The 16,448-nt window shown below is 44.5% G+C and carries 17 protein-coding genes; 9 read left to right on the top strand and 8 right to left on the bottom strand.

The genetic code is table 11. The features are described 5' to 3' along the window. Positions 1 to 37 precede the first annotated feature (37 nt). Together AC1DFM_RS14385 and recR are read left to right on the top strand one after the other, a co-directional pair. The gene (locus tag AC1DFM_RS14385) at positions 38 to 1,495 is read left to right on the top strand and encodes an Ig-like domain-containing protein (protein ID WP_477077428.1); all 1,458 of its coding nucleotides are present in this window, start codon (positions 38 to 40) and stop codon (positions 1,493 to 1,495) included. Between the two features lie 58 nt (positions 1,496 to 1,553). Then, positions 1,554 to 2,174 carry a recombination mediator RecR gene (gene recR / locus AC1DFM_RS14390; protein WP_477077429.1) on the top strand — a complete coding sequence of 207 codons (621 nt, stop codon included), beginning with the start codon at positions 1,554 to 1,556 and terminating at the stop codon, positions 2,172 to 2,174. 138 nt (positions 2,175 to 2,312) lie between these two features. Here the strand turns inward: recR and AC1DFM_RS14395 are convergent, their stop codons facing one another. Then, a complete protein-coding gene (locus AC1DFM_RS14395; RefSeq protein WP_291925688.1) occupies positions 2,313 to 2,531 on the bottom strand; it encodes a hypothetical protein in 219 nt (72 codons plus the stop codon). Between the two features lie 423 nt (positions 2,532 to 2,954). Here AC1DFM_RS14395 and AC1DFM_RS14400 point away from each other — a divergent pair, with 423 nt between their 5' ends. From AC1DFM_RS14400 to AC1DFM_RS14425, 6 genes are all read left to right on the top strand, one after another. Next, positions 2,955 to 3,971 (top strand): homocysteine S-methyltransferase family protein, encoded by a 1,017-nt coding sequence (locus AC1DFM_RS14400; RefSeq protein ID WP_477077430.1) that lies wholly within the window; start codon positions 2,955 to 2,957, stop codon positions 3,969 to 3,971. A 44-nt stretch (positions 3,972 to 4,015) separates the two neighbouring features. Continuing rightward, entirely contained in the window at positions 4,016 to 6,781 is a 2,766-nt protein-coding gene (gene metH, locus AC1DFM_RS14405) for a methionine synthase (protein WP_477077431.1), read from the top strand. Between the two features lie 155 nt (positions 6,782 to 6,936). After that, complete coding sequence (locus tag AC1DFM_RS14410; RefSeq protein ID WP_477077432.1) at positions 6,937 to 7,701, top strand: exodeoxyribonuclease III; 765 nt, start codon at positions 6,937 to 6,939, stop codon at positions 7,699 to 7,701. Positions 7,702 to 7,713: 12 nt separating this feature from the next. Then, positions 7,714 to 8,016, top strand: coding sequence for a DUF4286 family protein (locus tag AC1DFM_RS14415; RefSeq protein ID WP_477077433.1), 303 nt, complete (start codon positions 7,714 to 7,716; stop codon positions 8,014 to 8,016). 316 nt (positions 8,017 to 8,332) lie between these two features. After that, positions 8,333 to 8,602 (top strand): HU family DNA-binding protein, encoded by a 270-nt coding sequence (locus tag AC1DFM_RS14420; RefSeq protein ID WP_029465307.1) that lies wholly within the window; start codon positions 8,333 to 8,335, stop codon positions 8,600 to 8,602. A gap of 153 nt (positions 8,603 to 8,755) precedes the next feature. Continuing rightward, positions 8,756 to 8,875, top strand: coding sequence for a 30S ribosomal protein THX (locus AC1DFM_RS14425; RefSeq protein WP_477077434.1), 120 nt, complete (start codon positions 8,756 to 8,758; stop codon positions 8,873 to 8,875). A gap of 125 nt (positions 8,876 to 9,000) precedes the next feature. Here the strand turns inward: AC1DFM_RS14425 and pdxH are convergent, their stop codons facing one another. After that, positions 9,001 to 9,648: a pyridoxamine 5'-phosphate oxidase gene (gene pdxH / locus AC1DFM_RS14430; protein ID WP_477077435.1), complete on the bottom strand. Its 648-nt coding sequence runs from the start codon at positions 9,646 to 9,648 to the stop codon at positions 9,001 to 9,003. 86 nt (positions 9,649 to 9,734) lie between these two features. Between pdxH and AC1DFM_RS14435 the strand changes: the two genes are divergently transcribed. Next, complete coding sequence (locus tag AC1DFM_RS14435) at positions 9,735 to 10,853, top strand: DUF3298 and DUF4163 domain-containing protein (RefSeq protein ID WP_477077436.1); 1,119 nt, start codon at positions 9,735 to 9,737, stop codon at positions 10,851 to 10,853. Between the two features lie 110 nt (positions 10,854 to 10,963). Here the strand turns inward: AC1DFM_RS14435 and pyrH are convergent, their stop codons facing one another. The 6 genes from pyrH to AC1DFM_RS14465 all read right to left on the bottom strand — a co-directional run bounded on the left by pyrH (position 10,964) and on the right by AC1DFM_RS14465 (position 16,434). After that, positions 10,964 to 11,677 (bottom strand): UMP kinase, encoded by a 714-nt coding sequence (gene pyrH / locus AC1DFM_RS14440; protein ID WP_089890113.1) that lies wholly within the window; start codon positions 11,675 to 11,677, stop codon positions 10,964 to 10,966. A gap of 201 nt (positions 11,678 to 11,878) precedes the next feature. After that, positions 11,879 to 12,703 carry a translation elongation factor Ts gene (gene tsf / locus AC1DFM_RS14445; protein WP_477077437.1) on the bottom strand — a complete coding sequence of 275 codons (825 nt, stop codon included), beginning with the start codon at positions 12,701 to 12,703 and terminating at the stop codon, positions 11,879 to 11,881. 139 nt (positions 12,704 to 12,842) lie between these two features. Further along, the gene (gene rpsB, locus AC1DFM_RS14450; protein ID WP_477077438.1) at positions 12,843 to 13,856 is read right to left on the bottom strand and encodes a 30S ribosomal protein S2; all 1,014 of its coding nucleotides are present in this window, start codon (positions 13,854 to 13,856) and stop codon (positions 12,843 to 12,845) included. Between the two features lie 92 nt (positions 13,857 to 13,948). Continuing rightward, positions 13,949 to 14,338: a 30S ribosomal protein S9 gene (rpsI, locus tag AC1DFM_RS14455; protein WP_477077439.1), complete on the bottom strand. Its 390-nt coding sequence runs from the start codon at positions 14,336 to 14,338 to the stop codon at positions 13,949 to 13,951. Positions 14,339 to 14,352: 14 nt separating this feature from the next. Beyond that, the gene (gene rplM / locus AC1DFM_RS14460; protein ID WP_291925722.1) at positions 14,353 to 14,796 is read right to left on the bottom strand and encodes a 50S ribosomal protein L13; all 444 of its coding nucleotides are present in this window, start codon (positions 14,794 to 14,796) and stop codon (positions 14,353 to 14,355) included. A 261-nt stretch (positions 14,797 to 15,057) separates the two neighbouring features. Beyond that, a complete protein-coding gene (locus AC1DFM_RS14465) occupies positions 15,058 to 16,434 on the bottom strand; it encodes a RagB/SusD family nutrient uptake outer membrane protein (RefSeq protein WP_477077440.1) in 1,377 nt (458 codons plus the stop codon). Between the last annotated feature and the right edge of the window lie 14 nt (positions 16,435 to 16,448).

Raw genomic sequence — 16,448 nt, forward strand, 5'->3', positions numbered from 1 at the left:
GCTTTTTGCTTTCTGCTTTCTGCTTTATCTTCGTCATATGAATCAATTCTTCCGGAGCTGGGTTTTCTGGCTGATGTTTATTATCGTTTCTATTTCATTTACGCGATGCGCCAACATTGTACCGCCCAGTGGCGGGCCAAGGGATAGTTTACCTCCGGTATTGCTGCAGGTAACGCCCCGCGACTCCACCCTTCACTTTCATAGTAAAAAGGTATACTTCATATTTGATGAATATGTGGAACTAGACAATGTGAACGACAAGCTGATTGTGTCACCCACCTTGAAACGGCCGCCTATTGTAACTGCCAAGCTGCATACCGTTACGCTGGAAATCAAGGATACCCTGGTAGCCAATACCACGTATACCTTCAACTTTGCGGATGCCATCCGGGATATTAATGAACGGAATATTGTACAGGACTTTCAATATGTGGTGTCTACCGGCGATTACCTGGATAGCTTACAGGTAACCGGTCACCTGATAGATGCCGAGAATGGTAAGGTAGATAGTAACGTTGCGGTGATGTTGTACCGCGACCTCACGGACTCCATTGTTTCCAAGGAGAAACCGGTATACTACGCCAAAACCAGGGCAGATGGATCTTTCCGCTTTAAAAACATTGCGCCGGGCGCCTATAAAATCTTTGCACTGAAAGAAGAAGACCGCGACCTCCAATATAACCAACCTACAGAACAGATTGCCTTTGTGGAAGAGCCGCTGGTATTGAAAGAGAACAATATATCGGATGTAAACATGCTGCTGTTCATGGAAACAGACAGCACCATAAAACCGCCACCAGAGCCAATTGACTCTACCGACCTTCAGCAGGAAGAGGACGAGAAGAAAAAGAAGAAGTTGCCTAAATTAACGGCTACCGCTTCTCTCGAGGGTGGTTTGCAGGAATTGCCTAAACCATTAAAGATCACGTTTTCGCTGCCACTCAGAAATCTGGACAGTAATCGGGTGATTTTGGGAGAAGACAGCGCGTACAATCCGGTGACCTTTACCAATACCATGGATTCCACTAAAACCCAATGGACCATTGGATATACCTGGAAAGAAGGAACACCGTACCGGCTGATTATTCCCAATGATGGCCCAACAGATACCGCCGGGCAACATTTGGCCCGGGCTGATACCCTCCGGTTCAGGAGCAAGAAAGTATCTGACTATTCCATTTTTGCGCTGACGGAGCTGAATATCAGTGATAGTACCAAATCCGCCATCAACGATAGCACCATGCACTATGTAGTGCAGCTGGTACAGGACAAAACGGTTAAATATTCCGGGACTGTAGTGAATGGGAAATGGAGCCAGCGCTTCATTACGCCGGGTGAGTATGAGGTAAGGCTATTGCTGGATGCCAATGGCAACGGCAAATGGGATCGGGGTAAATACTATACCCATCCCCGGAAGCAGCCGGAGCGGGTGATTGTTATTGAAAAAATCAATCTCAAAGCCAACTGGACCCTACCTAAGAAAATAAGTATTTAAAAAAAATGCGGCGGGAGCAGATGAGCTCCCGCCGCTGCAATATTCCTAACTTTGCACTATGATATTTTCGTCTGCTCTGATAGAAAACGCGGTAAATGAATTTGCAAAACTGCCGGGGATTGGTAAGAAAACCGCTCTCCGCCTGGTATTGCATCTGCTGAAGCAGGAAACGGCCCAGGTGGAACAGTTTGGAGATGTGATTGCCCGTATGCGGCAGCAGATCCGGTTTTGCGATGTGTGTCATAATGTATCTGATGCAGAAATATGTAGTATTTGCAGCAGCCATTCCCGGCAAAAGCAGGTAGTATGTGTGGTAGAAAGCATCCGGGATGTGATGGCCATTGAAAACACCCAGCAATTCAATGGGTTATATCATGTGTTGGGGGGTATCATCTCTCCTATTGATGGCATTGGTCCGGATCAGTTGAATGTACATTCCCTGGTGGAAAGAGTGCGGTTTCAGGGAGTAGAAGAAGTGATTATGGCGGTAAGTCCTACTATTGAAGGGGATACTACCATTTATTATCTCTCTAAAAAATTAAAAGAATTTCCGGTAAAAATCACCACTATTGCCCGTGGTATTGCCTTTGGGGGCGAGTTAGAATATGCCGATGAGATGACACTGGCACGTTCTATCAGCAACCGGTTGCCGCTGGAAAGCTATGTACAGAATAAGTAAGTAATTAGTTTTTCGGGAGAAGGGAATCGCGATACGGCTACTATTTTCCAAACACATTCACGATGTTATAAAAAAAATACGGGTGCTCAATAGCACCCGTCTTCGTTTAACCTGTAATTCCACGTTATGAAAAGTTTGTCAGACCGCGTCCTTTAAGGAATCGTTCTGAAATATGGTATGATTGGTTTCTGATTCTTTTGTAGCCTGCAGCTCTTTCCACCGCTGCATTTCATATTTATTTAAGAAGCATACCTTAAACACTTCCGGTTGCCGGTCGTCTGTTGACTGCGGCACTGGCTGTAAACCCAGGCTGGCCAGGTGTTTATGCAGGGTATGGATATGTTCTGATATCGTCATGACTGACACTAATTTTGTTGTAATAAAATGTTAAAGTAGACCTAATGATGAATCTGTTAATTGCAACAGCAATTATAGGGAGTGTGGGCGGAGGACTGGTGGGTGGCCATGGCCGGGTAAATCACTATATTTCTATCATTTTGTTGCATGGTGTCTTTCTATTACCCTACAAATATAGTAGACTTTATAGACTACTGCCAAATTAATTTTTCGAATATAAACAAAATCTATATTCACAACGTTTGATATAGATGGAAGCAAAAGGCGGCTAAAACTCCGGTCACATCTTAGGAAACGCAAATTCACAAAACAAAATATTAGTTGGGAAAAGGTTATATTTGTGTGGATTTTTCAGGGTGGATTTGTTTATTGTTCGACCCTGTTTTCATTTCTCAACAGCAACTAATAAACGCCTTGACAATTATGAAATCTTTGCAAGACTGCGCCAACGAGCGTATACTCATCATTGATGGTGCAATGGGCACCATGATACAACGCTATCAACTCCAGGAATCTGACTACAGAGGCACCCGCTTTGCCAACTATCCCAGCGATCTTAAAGGCAATAACGACCTCCTGAACCTCACCCAGCCACAGATCATTGAAGCCATCCACCGGGAATACCTGGAAGCTGGTGCTGATATTATTGAAACCAATACATTCAGCAGCACCTCTATTGCCATGGCCGACTATGATATGCAGGAACTGGCCTATGAGCTGAATGTAGCTGCTGCTACTATTGCCAAAAAAGCAACAGCCGCCTACAATGCCCTAACACCAGATAAACCACGCTTCGTGGCTGGTGCAATTGGTCCCATGAATAAAACATTGTCGTTATCACCGGATGTAAACAATCCCGGCTTCCGCTCCGTATACTTCGATGAAGTAGCCGCAGCCTATGAAGAACAGGTGCGTGGCCTCTCCGATGGTGGCGTGGATATACTCCTGATAGAAACCATCTTTGATACGCTGAACTGCAAAGCCGCTATTTATGCGATCAAGAAATACTTCCGTGAATCCGGCAAACCAGAAATTCCTGTCATGATTTCCGGTACCATCACCGATGCTTCCGGCAGAACCCTTAGCGGTCAAACCCTGGAAGCGTTTTATATTTCGGTAATGCACGCCAATCCGTTTTCTATTGGCTTGAACTGCGCCCTGGGCGGACAACAGATGCGTCCTTATGTGGAAGAATTGTCCAACATTGCCAGCTGCTACGTAAGCTGCTACCCTAACGCCGGCTTGCCCAATGCCTTTGGTGAATACGATGAGGAACCAGAAGACACCGCATGTATCATAGAAGACTTTGCMAGCTCCGGCTTTGTGAACGTAGTAGGCGGTTGCTGTGGTACCACACCAGACCATATACGCCATATTGCAGAACATGTGAAACATATCAAACCACGGCTGAAACCAGTATTAGCCGACTCACTGGCTTAATCTATCACAGCAGGTTTTCTATTTAACACCCAGTAACAGCAACAATGAGCGAAACTATTATACATAATACAGATATTGTCAGTGAATCAATTGTAAGCGAAGAACGCAGGGTCATTCAACCCTTCATGCGCCTGAGCGGACTGGAACCACTGGTAGTAAGACCAGAAACCAATTTCATTAACGTTGGGGAACGTACCAACGTTACCGGATCAAAGAAATTTGCCCGCCTGATCAGGGAAGGCCATTATGAAGAAGCGCTATCTGTTGCCCGTCAACAGGTAGAAAGCGGCGCCCAGATCCTGGACGTGAACATGGACGATGCCCTCCTGGATGGCGAAGTGGCAATGTCTACCTTCCTGAACCTCCTTGCGGCAGAACCAGACATCTCCCGTATCCCGGTGATGATTGACTCCAGTAAGTTTTCTGTGATTGAAGCCGGTTTGAAATGCGTACAAGGTAAATGTATTGTCAACTCCATCAGCTTAAAAGAAGGAGAAGCCAAATTTATTGAGCAAGCACATATTTGCAAAAGCTACGGCGCTGCCGTAGTGGTAATGGCCTTCGATGAACACGGACAGGCAGACACCGAAGAAAAACGTGTCAGCTTCAGCCACCGCGCTTATAAAATATTAACCGAAGTAGTAGGTTTTGCACCGCAAGACATCATCTTCGACCCCAATATATTTGCTATTGCCACTGGTATTGAAGAACACAATAACTATGCAGTAGAATTCATTAACGCCACCCGTCGTATTAAGGAACTGATGCCATTGGCTAAAGTGAGCGGTGGGGTGAGTAACGTATCGTTCTCTTTCCGGGGTAACGAAACGGTGCGTGAAGCCATGCACTCCGTATTCCTGTTCCACACCATCAGAGCGGGTATGGATATGGGTATTGTGAATGCCGGTATGCTTCAGATCTATGACGACATTGAACCACAGCTGCGGGAACTTTGTGAGGATGCCATATTAAATAGACGGGATGATGCCACCGAAAGGCTCATACAATTTGCGGAAACCGTTAAGGCCAAGGGTAAAGTTGTAGAGAAAGATGAAACCTGGAGACTGGGAACAGTGGAAGAGCGGTTAAGTCATGCCCTCGTAAACGGTATCACCGATTATATTGATGGAGATACGGAAGAAGCCCGTGTCAAATATCCACGTCCGCTGGATGTGATTGAAGGCCCGCTGATGGCTGGTATGAACATCGTAGGTGACCTGTTTGGCAGTGGTAAAATGTTCTTACCCCAGGTGGTAAAGAGTGCCCGTGTGATGAAAAAATCGGTGGCAATTCTGACTCCTTATATTGAAGAAGAAAAACTGCGTATGCAGGAAAAATTCGGAGGAGAGATCAAAGCCGCCGGGAAAATTTTGCTGGCCACCGTAAAAGGAGATGTACACGATATCGGTAAAAACATCGTAGGCGTAGTACTGGCTTGTAATGGCTATGAAATTATTGACCTCGGCGTAATGGTACCTGCAGAGAAGATTTTGCAGACCGCGCGTCAGGAGAAAGTTGATATCATCGGGTTAAGTGGTTTGATTACCCCTAGCCTCGACGAAATGGTACACGTGGCCCGTGAACTGAAAAGGCAGGAATTTGATATTCCCCTGATCATTGGCGGCGCTACTACCAGTCGCACCCATACGGCGGTTAAAATAGCCCAGGAATATGGCCATGGGGTAGTACACGTACTGGATGCTTCCCGTAGCGTAACCGTTACCGGCAGCCTCCTGAATAAGGCCCTGAAGCCTGATTTCCTGGCTGGTATCCAGCAAGAATATCATAAGCTGAACGAGGCATTCAAGAATAAAAAACAGACCAAACAGTTCCTTTCCATCGCGCAGGCGCAGCAAAACAAAGCCCCGATCGACTGGAATAGCTTTACGCCGGTAAAACCTAAAAAGACCGGGGTAATGAAATTTGAGAACTACGATCTGAAAGAAATTGCAGCATATATAGACTGGCAACCGTTTTTCATTGCCTGGGAGTTGCACGGCAAGTTCCCGCAAATTCTCAGCGATGAGATTGTAGGTGTAGAAGCCACCCGTCTGTTCAACGATGCACAGGAATTACTGAAGAAAATAATCGACGAGAAATGGCTGGGCGCCAATGCGGTGATAGGCCTTTATCCGGCAAACCGCGTAGCGGCAGACTCCGTAAAGGTAACGCCTGAGCAAGCCGACATAGCTCCGGCACAGCTGGAGTTCCTGCGTCAGCAGGTGAAAAAGGCGCCGGGACAACCTAATTTCTCACTGGCCGATTTCATTGCTCCTGTTGAAAATGGCAAAACCGACTATATTGGCGGGTTTGCAGTGACTACAGGTGTTGGTATTGAAAAGTGGCTGGATAAATTCAAAGCGGAACACGACGACTATAACAGCATTATGCTGAAAGCCCTRGCCGACAGACTGGCGGAGGCTTTCGCGGAATTGATGCACGAGCGTGTGCGTAAAGAATTCTGGGGGTACGCCACAGAAGAGCATCTCAGCAATGATCAATTGATTAAAGAAGAATATGCTGGTATCCGTCCGGCGCCGGGTTATCCCGCCTGCCCTGACCATACCGAAAAATATAAATTGTTTGATTTGTTGAACGCTACCGAAAACACCGGTATAACGCTCACTGAATCCCTAGCGATGTATCCTGCATCCAGCGTGAGTGGCTGGTATTTTGCAAATCCTGAAAGTAAATATTTTGGATTGGGTAAAATAGAGAAAGACCAGGTAGCGGAATATGCCACCCGTAAAGGCTGGACTATAGAAGAAGTAGAACAGTGGCTTCGCCCCAACCTTGAATACGATCTTTAGCAGTTAGCTTTTAGCCATAAGCCGTTAGAACGAAACGGATGGTTAAACAGTTAACCCTTGATATTTCAGATAGAATGGCCATTGGTTTTTAGTGAGGTGAAGACAAATTTGTTCCATCTTACTAAAAGCTAATGGCCAACCGCCAAAAGCTACATATGCGTATCATATCTTATAATGTAAACGGCCTGAGGTCCGCCATGACCAAAGGGTTCACCGAATGGTTACAGTCCGATCCTGCAGATGTTATCTGCCTCCAGGAAATTAAAGCTCACCAGGAAAACATCGACTTCCAACAGTTTGAAAAGCTGGGGTATGAACATTACTGGTATCCTGCCCAGAAGAAAGGCTACAGTGGTGTAGCCGTGCTGACCCGTATCAAACCTGACTTTGTACAATATGGTAACGGGCATGAGCAAAGCGATACAGAAGGGCGCTTCATCCGCCTGGATTTCGGCGATATTACCCTGATCAATACCTACTTCCCTTCCGGCACCAGTGGGGATATCAGGCAAACTTATAAATACCAGTGGCTGGATGAATTTTTCGCTTACCTGGCTGAATTGAGGAAAACCCGCCCAAAGCTGGTGGTATGTGGGGATTACAACATTTGTCATAAGCCGATAGATATCCATGATCCGGTAAGCAATAAAAACTCTACCGGCTTTTTGCCTGAAGAACGGGCCTGGATGGACCGTTTCTTTGAGAGCGGCTTCGTAGACAGTTTCCGTCATTTTAATACAGACCCTCATCAATATAGCTGGTGGAGCTTCCGGGCCAATGCCAGGAACAATAACAAGGGCTGGCGTATAGACTATATCAACGTCACTACTCCACTGAAGGAGCAGTTAAAGCACGCTACTATTTACCAGCAGGTGAAGCATTCGGATCATTGTCCGGTATTTGTAGAGCTGACTGTATAAGCAAAAAGTAATATGATCATATACAATGTAACCACCAAAGTGGCCACAGATGCGACATTCCAATGGCTTCAGTGGATGAAGGAATCACAGATTCCGGCTGTTATGGATACGGGGTTATTCAGCGACTACCGTATGAGCCGGTTATTAGAGCAGGATGATAGTGAAGGGCCTACTTATGTAGTACAGTATTTTGCGGATAGCCTGGAACAGTACAATACCTTCTCAGAGCGGTACCAACAAGGCCTTCGGGAGCGTGCACATAGCATTTTCGGGGATCGTTTTATTGCCTTTAATACCATTATGGAGGTGATTTAAGTAAGGGATCTTGACTAAACTTATCCACAGGAAATCCACTATTTTCAAGGCCTCCAGACTTTGGTACAATACTTGGTTTTAGGCCCTATTAATGGTAAAAAAACCGGCAAACATGCTACAGCACAGTGTTTTACGCAATTCTGCTAAAGGTCGTTACTTTAGCATGGTTGCCACTAATCAGCTGTAACCGTTACCAGTAGCGTTTTTCAGCCGATAAAATTTTCTATAAAAAAGTTGTAAAAAATTTGGTAATCTGATAAAACGCGCTATATTTGCTCACATCAAACATTTTTTCACTAGTTAAATCTTACTAACTATGAACAAAGCCGAATTAATCGACAAGCTTGCTAAAGATGCAGCTATTACMAAAACCCAAGCTAACGAAGCTCTGGATTCTTTCACCAAAGCTGTTGCTGATACCCTGAAAAAAGGTGGCAAAGTAACTTTGGTTGGTTTCGGTACTTTCTCCGTTTCTAAACGTGCTGCACGTAACGGTAGAAACCCACAAACCGGTCAGATCATCAAGATCAAAGCTAAGAAAGTTGCTAAGTTCAAAGCTGGTAAAGCTTTATCCGACAAGCTCTAATCAGTTAGCACAACTTATTCAAGCAAGGAACAATTATGTTTCTTGCTTTTTTTTTATATCAAACGGCCGGCACTATACAATTTCATCGAATTACAGTAATTTGCAGCCTGATAACATCATATTTAATAAACAACAAACTTCAAATTATTCGTTATGGGTAGAGGAGATATCAAAACCAAAAAAGGCAAGATCTTCAGTGGATCCTTCGGTAAAGTAAGATCTGCTAAAACAAGGAAAAATACCGCCGCTAAACCAGCAGCGCCTAAAGCATAAGCTTACAGCTAAAAGCCTAAAGCAAAAAGCTAGTAAAGCGAATGATAAGAGCCATTGAATAATTCAATATCGCTGCTATCATTCGCTTTACTAGCTTTTTGCTTTAGGCTTTTAGCATCCTGCACTCACGGTGCCAGCCGTGCCGTTGTCCAGCTACCATCCGGTGCCAGCGAATACAAAATGCGGTCGTGCAAGCGACTGCTTCTACCCTGCCAGAATTCTATTGCCTGAGGCTTTACGATATATCCTCCCCAGTAATCGGGTCTTTGAGGCGCCGTATGTTCATATTTTGCGGCTACCTGATCTACCTGTTCATTCAGGAAAGATCGGCCGGGAATCACCTTGCTTTGAGGCGAAGCGATGGCTCCTATCCTGCTACCCAAAGGACGACTGTTATAATATTCATTACTGATGCCTACCGGCGCCTTACTAACGGTGCCTTCTATGCGTACCTGTCTTTCCAGCTCCCGCCAGAAGAACAACAAGGTAACATGTGGGTTTTGCGCCAACTCCTGTCCCTTGCGGCTTTCATAGTTGGTGAAAAATAAGAAACCCTCTTCATCGAAGCTTTTCAGCAGTACAATGCGTGCAGAAGGACGTCCGTCCGGCGTACTGGTAGCCAGGGTCATGGCATTGCTTTCGTCTATTTCACTATCAATTGCCTCTTGCCACCATTTCCCAAACTGCGCCAGGGGATAAGGTGCAATGTCACTTTCATCCAGGGAAGCCAGCTTATAATCTTTCCGTAAATCAGCTATTTTCTGGTTCAACATGGTCTGTTAATTTTATTGGTTCAAATGGGTCCTCAAAGGTATGGAAGGATAATAGTAATTTTGATGGATCTGATATAAATCATACTATGAAAAGAGCTTCATTATTGGTATTACTGCTGGCGATAGTTTTACTGTCGTGCCATACGCGCAGCGAGAAAGACAGCGCTGCCGCCGGTAATACCGCCAACACCATTGTACCACTGGTGTCTACTCCCCTGTTTTATACACAACTCAAAGGAAAATTAGGCGATAAAGAAATTACCATGCAATTGCTAAAAACCGCTCCCAATCTGTTTCGCGGCTACTATAGCGATGATAGCACCGGTCGCCCTGTTTCGTTATGGGGTACCCTGGATTCCAACCTGGTAAACATCTACGAAGAAACCAATAACAGCTCGGAAGACCGGTTGTTCAGCGGTTATCTTTCTGACGACGGGAAATTTAAGGGCGTATGGCATGGCAATGGCACGTCTTATCATTTTGAGTTTCATACTGACCTGCAGAAAGCCGTACCGTTGCAGGTATTTTACCTGATTGACTCGGCAAAACTAATACCCACCTTCCCGAAATCGCCGATAGGCACTGTTTCCAACAGTATGATATGGCCCGATTCAACGGTAGATTCTACCATTGCCCACTTCATTGTTCAGCAGATCACAGGTAGCAATTATTTCAAAACGCCGCAGCAGTACTTAAAAAGGGGTATCGACTCTTTCATTCTCAGCTACCGCGTATCCGCCAAAGATGCCGACAGCAGTGAATTCAGCGACGCTTCCACTGCCTTGTCGTGGAACTGGACTACTGACAACGATATGAAAGTAGTATATAATACCTGGCCGTTACTGGTAGTGGAGAAGTATGCGTACGACTTTACTGGCGGGGCGCATGGCAACTGGGGGGCTACCTATAAAACATTGGATTYATCTAAGCGCAAAGTGCTTACGCCAGATGATATTTTCAAACCTGGTTATAAAGAAACCGTAAGTGCATTGCTGGATAAGGCTTTCAAAGACAGGTTTCATATGAGTGAAGAAGAAGCGTTGGATCAGAACCTGTTGGTAAAAAGTATCCCACCCAATAATAATATGATTGTTACTAACAAGGGCGTAGCATTCAGTTATGTGCCTTACGAGATAGGACCTTATGCTTTAGGGCAGGTAACGTTGTTTATTCCMATGAGTGCGCTGAAGGGAGTGCTGAAGTGAGCCATCAGCCTTTAGCTATTAGCTTTTAGCAAAAATGCAGCGAAGAACATATGATATGTTCTTCGCTGCATTTTTGCTAAAAGCTAATAGCTAAAGGCTAACAGCTAAAATTATCCTTTCACCAAAGTACCTACATTTTTACCCATGATCACGTTCAGGAGGTTACCCTGACGATTCATATCAAACACGATAATAGGCAGCTTATTTTCCTGGCAAAGGGTAAATGCTGTCATATCCATCACGTTGAGGGATTTCTGGTATACTTCTGAGAAAGTAATGGTTTCGTAGCGGGTAGCAGTTTTATCTTTTTCAGGATCGGCTGTGTAGATACCATCTACCCGGGTTCCTTTCAGGATAACATCTGCCTGAATTTCGATAGCGCGCAGGGAAGCGGCAGTATCCGTAGTAAAGTACGGGTTGCCGGTACCTCCGCCGAATATTACGACACGACCTTTTTCCACGTGGCGGATAGCGCGGCGGCGGATATAAGGTTCAGCAATTTGTTCCATTTTGATGGCAGACTGGAGGCGGGTGTAGAGGCCTACTTTTTCCAGTCCACTTTGCAGGGCCATGCCGTTGATAACAGTGGCGAGCATTCCCATATAATCGCCTTGTGCTCTTTCGATGCCTGTTTCGGCTTCATTCATACCGCGGTAGATATTTCCTCCACCTATGACGATGGCTACCTGTACCCCTAGGTCGGTAACCGCCTTAATATCATAGGCGTATTGTGTTATCACCTTCGGATCAATACCATAATTTGCATCCCCCATGAGGGCTTCACCGCTCAATTTGAGCAAAATACGCTTATACTTTGGCAACATGACGCTATAAAATATTGTGAGATTGTGATTCCTAATCCGGTTTACGGTATTCTAATATACAACTTAAATGCAGAAAGGAGGAAATGAAGGAAAAAATGCCTTGGTGACTTCTTATTTTCTGATGGATTGAAGTGTATGATTAGTTATGCACAAAAAAAAGGAGAGAAACGAAATTCTCTCCTTTTTTTCAATATGATGATATTAACCTAAAGCGATTCGCTTAAAGCTAACCACTTTCAGGTCAGCATCTACAGACTTCAGGTAATCCGCTACGGACTTGTTGTTGTCCTTAACGAAAGCCTGTTGCAGCAGGGTGCTTTCTTTGAAGAATTTATTTACTTTACCGGCAGCAATTTTTTCCGCCATTTCAGCAGGTTTACCTTCTGCTTTCACTTGTTCAACAGCGATTTCTTTTTCGCGTGCAATTAATTCAGCAGGAACGCCATCCGCATCAACTGCGATAGGGCTCATTGCTGCGATTTGCATAGCGATGTCTTTACCTACTTCTTCAGAAACAGGTTTAGAGAAAGCAACCAGAACGCCCATACGGTAGTTACCATGGATGTAAGAAGTTACTGCACCAGCTTCAACGAATTCAAATTTATTCAGGGTGATTTTTTCACCGATTTTAGCTACCTGATCGTTTACTTTATCAGCAATGGTAGCGCCATCCAGAGAAGCTGCGTTCAGGTCTTCTACGGTTTTGATACCGTTAGCCAGCGCCAGATCAACGATAGACTGAGCAAATTTTACGAAATCTTCGTTTTTAGCAACGAAGTCAGTTTCACAACCCAGACCTACGATAACACCGGATTTACCATCAGCTGATGTTTTAGCGATGATAACGCCTTCTTTGGTTTCACGATCGGAACGTAAAGCGGCCACTTTCTGACCTTTCTTACGCAGGTAGTCTACTGCTTGTTCAAAATCACCATCACTTTCTACCAGTGCCTTTCTGCAATCCATCATACCAGCACCAGTTTGCTGACGCAGTTTATTTACATCAGCTGCTGTAATTGTTGCCATGAGCTATAAATAGTTTAATTGTTGTAAAAATTTATGATCAGCCTTTACCTATTAGCCTTTAGGTCTTAATAAATGCAGGCAAAAACAATTGCTGGTGCATTTACTAAAAGCTAAAGGCTAATAGCTTAAAGCGTAATAATTATCTTCCGCCACCTGGTTTTCTAGGACCGTTGTTGTTGCCAGCGCCAGACGGACGACGTTGTCCACCACCTGGTGCACCGCCACCACGGTTAGCTCCACCACCACGGTTAGCACCGCCGCCCTGGCCACCTGGACCACGACCGCCGCCTTGACCACCGCGATTAGCGCCGCCACCTTGACCGCCCTGACCACGTCCACTGCCACCACCTTGAGCGCCAGTTTTACGACCTCTTTCGCGATCTTCACCGCCTTCAACGTCGAATTTGCGTGCCTTATCGTCTGCTTCTTCTTCTTCCTCTACTTCTTCAGATTTCTCTGTAGCTCTTTCAGACAGACCTTCAGCGATTGCTGCGCAGATATAGCTGGTAATAATAGCGATTGATTTAGTAGCGTCATCGTTCGCAGGGATTGCGAAGTCAACTTTAGTAGGGTCAGAGTTAGTATCTACCATACCGAAAGTAGAGATGCCCAGACGTTTAGCTTCTGCCAGAGCGATGTGTTCGTGGCTGATATCTACCATGAACAGTGCAGCTGGTACACGTGCCAGTTGCGCGATACCACCCAGCACTTTCTCCATTTTCTCTTTATCGCGGCTTAAAGTCAGACGTTCTTTCTTAGTGATGTTGTCGAATGTACCGTCCTGCAGCATTTTTTCAATGCTCTGCATTTTCTTAACACTCTTACGGATTGTAGAGAAGTTGGTGAGCATACCACCTAACCATCTTTCAGTAACGAAAGGCATGTTGATGTTACGCGCAGCATCTGCTACGATTTCTTTCGCTTGCTTTTTAGTAGCAACGAACATGATCTTTTTACMGCTTTTAGCGATAGATTTCAGGGCAGCTGCTGCTTCCTGTAATCCTTCTACGGTCTTGTTCAGATCAATGATATGAATACCTTTCTTTTCTGCGAAAATATAAGGCAGCATCTTGGGATTCCACTTTTTCTTCAGGTGACCGAAGTGAACACCTGCCTCCAGTAACTGCTGCTGCAATGAGGTATTATTTTCCATGTTTATATTGCTCAATTAAAAGGATCAAATAATGTTTAGCTTTTAGCGGCTGGCGAATTAGCCAGTAGCTAACAGCCAATAGCTCAAAAATATTAGCGTTTAGAGAACTGGAAGCTTCTTCTTGCTTTCGCTTTACCTGGTTTCTTACGTTCAACTCCACGTGGATCACGTTTCAGGAGGCCTGCTGCTTTCAGTGCGGGACGGAACTCAATGTTCACTTCGCACAGTGCACGGGCAATACCCAGCTTAATAGCTTCTGCCTGACCTTTGATACCACCACCTTGTGCATTGATTTTCACATCAAATTTATCGAGTGCATCGATAGTTTTKAAAGGCAGCTCTACCTGATTCTGCAGGTAGATCAAAGAAAAGTAGTTTTTATAATCTTTGTCGTTAACTGTAATGTTACCGGTACCCTTGTTGATATAAACACGGGCAACAGCTTCCTTACGACGACCTATTGTATTTTTTTGCTTTTCCATGTATCAGAGAAAAATTAGAAAGTTAAAGGTTGTGGTTTCTGCGCTGCATGCGGATGTTCAGCACCAGCATATACAAATAATTTTTTGTACATCGCACGGCCCAGACGGTTTTTAGGCAGCATGCCTTTAACAGCCTTTTCGATCAGTACTTCAGGACGGCGACGAACCAGGTCCTTTGCTAATTCGATTCTCTGACCACCTGGGAAACCAGTGTAGTGCATGTATTCTTTCTCCGCCATTTTATTGCCGGTTAAAGCAATTTTTTCAGCGTTGATTACGATGATATAATCACCACAATCAGTGTGAGGCGTATAATAAGGCTTGTTTTTACCTCTTAAGATTGCCGCCATTTTAGCTGCTACTCTACCCAGTGTCAGGTTGGTAGCATCTACTATATGCCAGTCACGCTTTACGTAAGCGTCGTTAGCCGATTTAGTTCTAAAACTTAATGTATTCATTGTTGTATACGATAAAAATTACGTCTTGTAAACAATTCCCCATTATGAGGAGTGCAAAGGTACATTGCACAATCTTAATAACCATACAATTTGGACACTTTTTTACACAGCACCTTTGTAATTGATTGATTTTCAATAAAAAATTTGTATAAAAGTTATTAACAGAAAACGAAAAGCTGTTGATATTATTAATATTTCATGAATGAAAGCGGGCTTCCCGGTAATGGGAAGCCCGCAAAAGACTCATTATATTATGAAATATTAGTATCCCGGATTCTGGGTGAGCTTGCTATTCGCATCAGTTTCACGCTGAGGAATGGGAAGTACCAGCTTATCATCCGTATAAGTCAGGGTGCCAACATTCTTCTTCAGGCGCTTATATGTCCACAGTTTATCCCCTTCGAAAGCAAGCTCTCTTACACGCTCCTGAACTACGATATCTGCAGTAACAGTTGCCAACGGAGTAGCATTGGCTCTTACTCTTATCTTATTCACATCCTCCAATGGAGTAGCGCCTACGCTGGTACCCGCACGCAGATTGGATTCTGCTCTCGTCAGATACATCTCTGATAAACGTGCTACTGTATAAACCTTGTACCGCTCTTTCCATTTTGTTGTATACAATCCGCTTACTCCGGTAATTCCACGGCCCGCATAAAGAAACCCTTTACGATCATCCTGGGGTTCAAAAGAAAACTTGCTTGAATCAACAAGGATATCTCCTCTGCCCCCTTTTGCCCGGGGAGCATAGAATGTCTGTAATCCATTGTCGGACGTTCCTGCATTGCTCTGGTTGGTTTGTTGAATAGCAAAAATGTCCTCAGATGAGTTCAACCCATTATTGAAGGCTTTATCATAAGAAGATGCCAGTACAAATGATCCTAATTCGATAACAGAATCTGCTGCGACTGCAGCTTCTTTATACAAACCTTCTGACATGTACACTCTTGAAAGAATTGCATATGCAGAAAATTTATCAGCCCTCCCATTGGTATTTCCTTCCGGAAGATGCTCAACCGCAAATTTCAAATCTGCCAATACCTGTTTGTGAATGGCATCTACAGTTGCTCTTGGCTGATTTCCCTTTTCAAGATCTGCCTGAGCTACAATAGGATCAAGAATCAACGGCACCGCAGGATTGGCAGTAACGCTTCCTGCAGAATACGGCCTCCCATATAAATTACACATATGGAAGTACATTAACGCACGTATAAACCTGGCTTCTCCTTCTATCATTGGCTTATTATCCGCAGAAACAAGCTTTATATTTCCAATAACAATATTTACGGTGTTAATGATTTTGTAACCACGCTGCCAAATACCGTCGGCAATGGCATTGGTTTTCAGCTGAGTTTTTGCTTCCACTTGCCGATAAGGAAGAAAGGTTCCGACAAAGGATAACTCTCCTTCATTGGCCAACAAATCAGGTATTAAAATCGCTCTTTCACCATACGCATCATAATGCTGTAAATTAGCATAAGCACCTAAGAGCTCTGCAATTACATCGCTTTCATTCTTTACCTGATCCGGAGTAATGTAAGACCCTGGCACCACGTCCAGCTTTTTATTACAGGCGGAAAATCCTGCAATAGAAACCACCAACAAAACGGGAGCTATATATCTTTTATATGATTTCATCATTTACCTATTTA

The sequence above is a fragment of the Chitinophaga sp. 05T412 genome, from assembly GCF_056396465.1.

Coding starts and splice junctions, on each gene's coding strand:
- tsf (WP_477077437.1), bottom strand. CDS start 12,703: ATGGCAACAATTACAGCAGCTGATGTAAATAAACTGCGTCAGCAAACT.
- pdxH (WP_477077435.1), bottom strand. CDS start 9,648: ATGTTGAACCAGAAAATAGCTGATTTACGGAAAGATTATAAGCTGGCT.
- pyrH (WP_089890113.1), bottom strand. CDS start 11,677: ATGTTGCCAAAGTATAAGCGTATTTTGCTCAAATTGAGCGGTGAAGCC.
- AC1DFM_RS14385 (WP_477077428.1), top strand. CDS start 38: ATGAATCAATTCTTCCGGAGCTGGGTTTTCTGGCTGATGTTTATTATC.
- AC1DFM_RS14395 (WP_291925688.1), bottom strand. CDS start 2,531: ATGACGATATCAGAACATATCCATACCCTGCATAAACACCTGGCCAGC.
- recR (WP_477077429.1), top strand. CDS start 1,554: ATGATATTTTCGTCTGCTCTGATAGAAAACGCGGTAAATGAATTTGCA.
- AC1DFM_RS14425 (WP_477077434.1), top strand. CDS start 8,756: ATGGGTAGAGGAGATATCAAAACCAAAAAAGGCAAGATCTTCAGTGGA.
- AC1DFM_RS14465 (WP_477077440.1), bottom strand. CDS start 16,434: ATGAAATCATATAAAAGATATATAGCTCCCGTTTTGTTGGTGGTTTCT.
- rplM (WP_291925722.1), bottom strand. CDS start 14,796: ATGAATACATTAAGTTTTAGAACTAAATCGGCTAACGACGCTTACGTA.
- AC1DFM_RS14410 (WP_477077432.1), top strand. CDS start 6,937: ATGCGTATCATATCTTATAATGTAAACGGCCTGAGGTCCGCCATGACC.
- AC1DFM_RS14415 (WP_477077433.1), top strand. CDS start 7,714: ATGATCATATACAATGTAACCACCAAAGTGGCCACAGATGCGACATTC.